Annotated in this window: 4 protein-coding genes; 2 read left to right on the top strand and 2 right to left on the bottom strand. The window is 71.5% G+C overall.

Annotated elements, in window-relative coordinates; genetic code table 11:
• Positions 1–122: 122 nt before the first annotated feature.
• Complete coding sequence (locus C1I93_RS29190) at positions 123–317, bottom strand: DUF397 domain-containing protein (RefSeq protein ID WP_111246478.1); 195 nt, start codon at positions 315–317, stop codon at positions 123–125.
• Complete coding sequence (locus tag C1I93_RS29195; protein WP_111246479.1) at positions 308–1,024, bottom strand: DUF5753 domain-containing protein; 717 nt, start codon at positions 1,022–1,024, stop codon at positions 308–310. The genes C1I93_RS29190 and C1I93_RS29195 overlap by 10 nt, the downstream gene beginning before the upstream one ends.
• Positions 1,025–1,327: 303 nt before the next feature.
• Between C1I93_RS29195 and C1I93_RS29200 the strand changes: the two genes are divergently transcribed.
• Both C1I93_RS29200 and C1I93_RS29205 read left to right on the top strand, forming a co-directional pair.
• On the top strand, positions 1,328–2,674 hold the full coding sequence (locus tag C1I93_RS29200; RefSeq protein ID WP_111246480.1) for an aspartate aminotransferase family protein: 1,347 nt from the start codon (positions 1,328–1,330) through the stop codon (positions 2,672–2,674).
• An 8-nt stretch (positions 2,675–2,682) separates the two neighbouring features.
• On the top strand, positions 2,683–4,059 hold the full coding sequence (locus C1I93_RS29205) for an NAD(P)/FAD-dependent oxidoreductase (RefSeq protein ID WP_111246481.1): 1,377 nt from the start codon (positions 2,683–2,685) through the stop codon (positions 4,057–4,059).
• Position 4,060 lies beyond the last annotated feature (1 nt).

Genomic DNA, 4,060 nt, shown 5'->3' on the forward strand with positions numbered 1-4,060 from the left:
GCCCTGCCCGACCCGGCCCTGCCCGGCGACATGCGGCATCTCGGGCCCTCCAGGCGCTGGGAACCCGCAACATCCCGCATCCCGCGTTCGGCATCCGGCCCGCCACCTGAGGGCGGCCGGGCTCAGGCAGTCCGACGGGGGGTGTCGGCGACAAAGGCGCGCCAGGCGCTCGGGGTGAAGGTCAGGGTGCCGGCGTTGGGGGCCTTGCTGTCGCGCACCAGGACCCGGCCGGGCAGATTGTCGGCCACCTCGACACAGTTGCCGCCGTTGTTGCTGCTGCGGGTGGCGGTGCGCCAACAGGCGTCGGTCAGCTCCATGTCGTCGCCACTTCCCCGATCAGCTCGATGGACCGGCGACGGGGCAGCGCCTCACCTGTGACGCTCTCCCATCTCGCGTTCAGGCTAGCAACGTCGGCACGCTCGGTCACCACCTGACCGCGCAGTTGGTTGTCGAGGTAGGCCGCCTCGGTTCCGTCCGGCGTCCGGGCCAGCACGAACGGCCCGGCCAGCCCGGTGTGCCACGGGATCTCCGCCGGGATCACCCGGATCTGCACCTGCTCCCGCTCACCCATTTCGGCCAGGTGGGTCAACTGCGCGGCCATCACCGCCGGGTCGTCGCCCACCCGCCGGCGCAACACCACCTCGTCGATCACCGCGATCAACTGGAGCGGGATCTCGCGCTCCAGCACCCGCTGCCGGGCCAGCCGGGTGGCGACGATCTCCGCCACCTCCGCCGGTGCCACCAGGCCGCCGGTGGCCAGCACGGCCCGGGCGTACGCCTCGGTCTGCAGCAGGCCCGGCACCAACAGTGGCTCATACGACCGGATCGAGCTGGCCTGCTGCTCCAGATCCGCCCACTCCTGGAACCAGGGCAGGTCCCGGCGGCGGAACGGCTCCGGCCAGAGTCTCTTGATCTCGCAGCCGAGAACGGTGGCGACCGCGATCCGGGTCCGCGGATGCGGCACTCGGTCGTCCGAGATCCACCGGCCCGCCGTCTTCGGGTCGACGCCCACCTTCGCGGCCAACGACTCGGCCGTCTCCCGCCCGCCGAAAGCTCACGAGTTGCCGCAAGTCGCGGCATCCGGGCCGGCGGAAGCCACAAGTTGCCGCAAGTCGCGCTCCCGGCCCGGCAAGCCGAGTGGATCCGCCGACGCGACCGGGCGACGAGCATGCGGAATTCGTTGCAGCCAGCTCAACGAATCGCTAAATCCGTTGCGAGCGACCCGGTTGTCAACCGATAGCACTTGCCTCGCGGTGTCGGGCTGTGGGATAACCGTGGGCAGAGTGGCCGGTGACCCCTGACCGGCCCGAGAACCGATGGGGCTGACATGGCCAACGCCACCGACCACCTCTGGATGCACTTCACCCGGATGGCGAGCTACTCCGCCAATGACGTGCCGACAATCGTCCGCGGCGAGGGTGCGTACGTCTGGGATGCGCAGGGCCGGCGCTACCTGGACGGGCTCGCCGGGCTCTTCGTCGTCAACGCCGGCCATGGCCGCACCGAGCTGGCCGAGGCCGCCGCCAAGCAGGCCGGCGAGCTGGCCTACTTCCCGCTCTGGTCGTACGCCCACCCGACCGCTGTCGAGCTGGCCGAGCGGATCGCGGCGCTGACCCCCGGCGACCTGAACCGGGTCTTCTTCACCACTGGTGGTTCCGAGGCGGTCGAGACGGCCTGGAAGCTGGCGCGGGCCTACTTCAAGCGGACCGGCAAGCCGACAAAGCACAAGGTCGTCAGCAGGTACATCGCCTACCACGGCACCTCCATGGGTGCCCTCTCCATCACCGGGCTGCCCGGCATCAAGACCGATTTCGAGCCGCTGGTGCCGGGTGGCATCAAGGTGCCGAACACCAACTTCTACCGCGCTCCGGAGCACGGTGACGATCCGGTGGCGTTCGGCCGCTGGGCCGCCGAGGAGATCGGCCGCGCCATCGAGCGGGAAGGCCCGGAGACGGTCGCGGCGGTCTTCCTGGAGCCGGTGCAGAACTCCGGCGGCTGTTTCCCGCCGCCGCCCGGTTACTTCGAGCGGGTCCGGGAGATCTGCGACGCGTACGACGTGCTGCTGGTCAGCGACGAGGTGATCTGCTCGTGGGGGCGGCTCGGCGAGTACTTCGGCGCGGTCCGCTACGGCTACCAGCCGGACATCATCACCACCGCCAAGGGCATCACCTCGGGCTACGCGCCGCTCGGCGCCATGATCGCCAGCGACCGGCTGATGGAGCCGTTCCTCACCGAGACCGGCATGTTCGCCCACGGGGTGACCTTCGGCGGGCACCCGGTCTCCTGCGCGGTGGCCCTCGCCAACCTGGAGGTCTTCGCCCGCGAGGACCTGGTCGGGCACGTACGCGCCAACGAGGCGGCGTTCCGCGCCACCCTGGAGAAGCTGAACGACCTGCCGATCGTCGGTGACGTACGCGGCGACGGCTACTTCTACGGCATCGAGCTGGTCAAGGACAAGACGACCCGGGAAACCTTCGACGAGGCCGAATCCGAGCGGTTGCTGCGCGGCTTCCTCTCCACCGCGCTCTTCTCCGCCGGGCTCTACTGCCGCGCCGACGACCGGGGCGACCCGGTGGTGCAGCTCGCCCCGCCGCTGATCGCCGGGCAGCAGCAGTTCGACGAGATCGAGCAGATCCTGCGGGCCGTACTCACCGAAGCCTGGTCCCGCCTCTAGGAGTAACCGTGCGCTACCAGGAGCTGTCGTACTGGCTCTCCAGCGTGGACGAGCCGTTGACTCCGCGTCCGCCGCTGGCCGGCGACGACGTCGCGGACGTGGTGATCGTCGGTGCCGGCTACACCGGCCTGTGGACCGCCTACTACCTGGCGCAGGCCGAGCCGGCGCTGCGCATCGTGGTGCTGGAGAGTCAGGTGGCCGGCTTCGGCGCGTCCGGACGCAACGGCGGCTGGTGTTCGGCACTGCTGCCCACGTCGCTCACCGGGTTGGCCCGCCGGCACGGCCGCGACGCGGCCGTCGCCATGCAACGCGCCATGCACGACACCGTGCGCGAGGTGGGCCGGGTGGTCACCGCCGAGGGCATCGACTGCGACTGGTCGTACGGCGGCACTGTGGTGCTGGCCCGCAGCGGCCCGCAGCTGGCGCGGGCCGAGGCCGCGGTGGCGGAGGCCCGGGAGTTCGGTTTCGGCCCGGCGGACCTCAGCCTGCTCGGTCCGGACGAGGCCGCGGACCGGTGCGCCGCCGAGGGGGTACGCGCCGCCACCTACACGCCGCACTGCGCGGCGGTGCATCCGGCCCGACTGGTACGCGGACTCGCCCGCGTGGTCGAACGGCAGGGCGTGACCATCCATGAACGGACCCCGGTGACCGAGATCCGTCCGGGTACGGCGGTGACCCCGGGCGGGACGGTGCGCGCGCCGGTGGTGGTGCGGGCGACCGAGGGGTACACCCCGGGGTTGCCGGGGCAGCGGCGGTCCATCGCGCCTGTCTACTCGCTGATGATCGCCACTGCGCCGCTGCCGGCGGCAGTCTGGGAGCGGATCGGTCTCGCCGCTCGGGAGACCTTCTCCGATCACCGGCACGTCATCATCTACGGTCAACGCACCGCCGACGGTCGACTCGCCTTCGGTGGGCGGGGTGCGCCGTACCATTTCGGCTCGCGGGTCCGGCCGGATTTCGACCGGGAGCCCCGGGTCTTCGCCGCACTACGTCGTACGCTCGGCGAGCTTTTCCCGGTGCTCGGCCCGGACGTGCCGGTGACCCACACCTGGGGTGGGCCGTTGGGGATCGCCCGGGACTGGGCGGCCTCGGTCGGGTTCCACCAGGCTGACGGGCTGGCCTGGGCCGGCGGCTACGTCGGTGACGGCGTCGGGACCAGCAACCTCGCCGGCCGCACCCTGGCCGACCTGATCCGGGGTGAGCAGACCGAGCTGACCCGGCTGCCGTGGGTCAACCACCGCTCGCCCCGCTGGGAGCCGGAACCGTTGCGCTGGCTGGCGGTAAACGCCGGCCTCAAGGTCATGCGCGCGGCCGACGAGTCGGAGCTCCGCACCGGCCGCCCTTCCCGCCGCGCCGCCGCCTTCTCCCGCCTCCTCGGCCACTGAC

Source organism: Micromonospora endophytica, from assembly GCF_003236305.1.
Lineage (GTDB): Bacteria > Actinomycetota > Actinomycetes > Mycobacteriales > Micromonosporaceae > Micromonospora > Micromonospora endophytica.

What these genes read in the sequence shown, in the direction of transcription:
- C1I93_RS29190 (WP_111246478.1), bottom strand. Translation starts at nt 317, where the DNA reads ATGGAGCTGACCGACGCCTGTTGGCGCACCGCCACCCGCAGCAGCAAC.
- C1I93_RS29200 (WP_111246480.1), top strand. Translation starts at nt 1,328, where the DNA reads ATGGCCAACGCCACCGACCACCTCTGGATGCACTTCACCCGGATGGCG.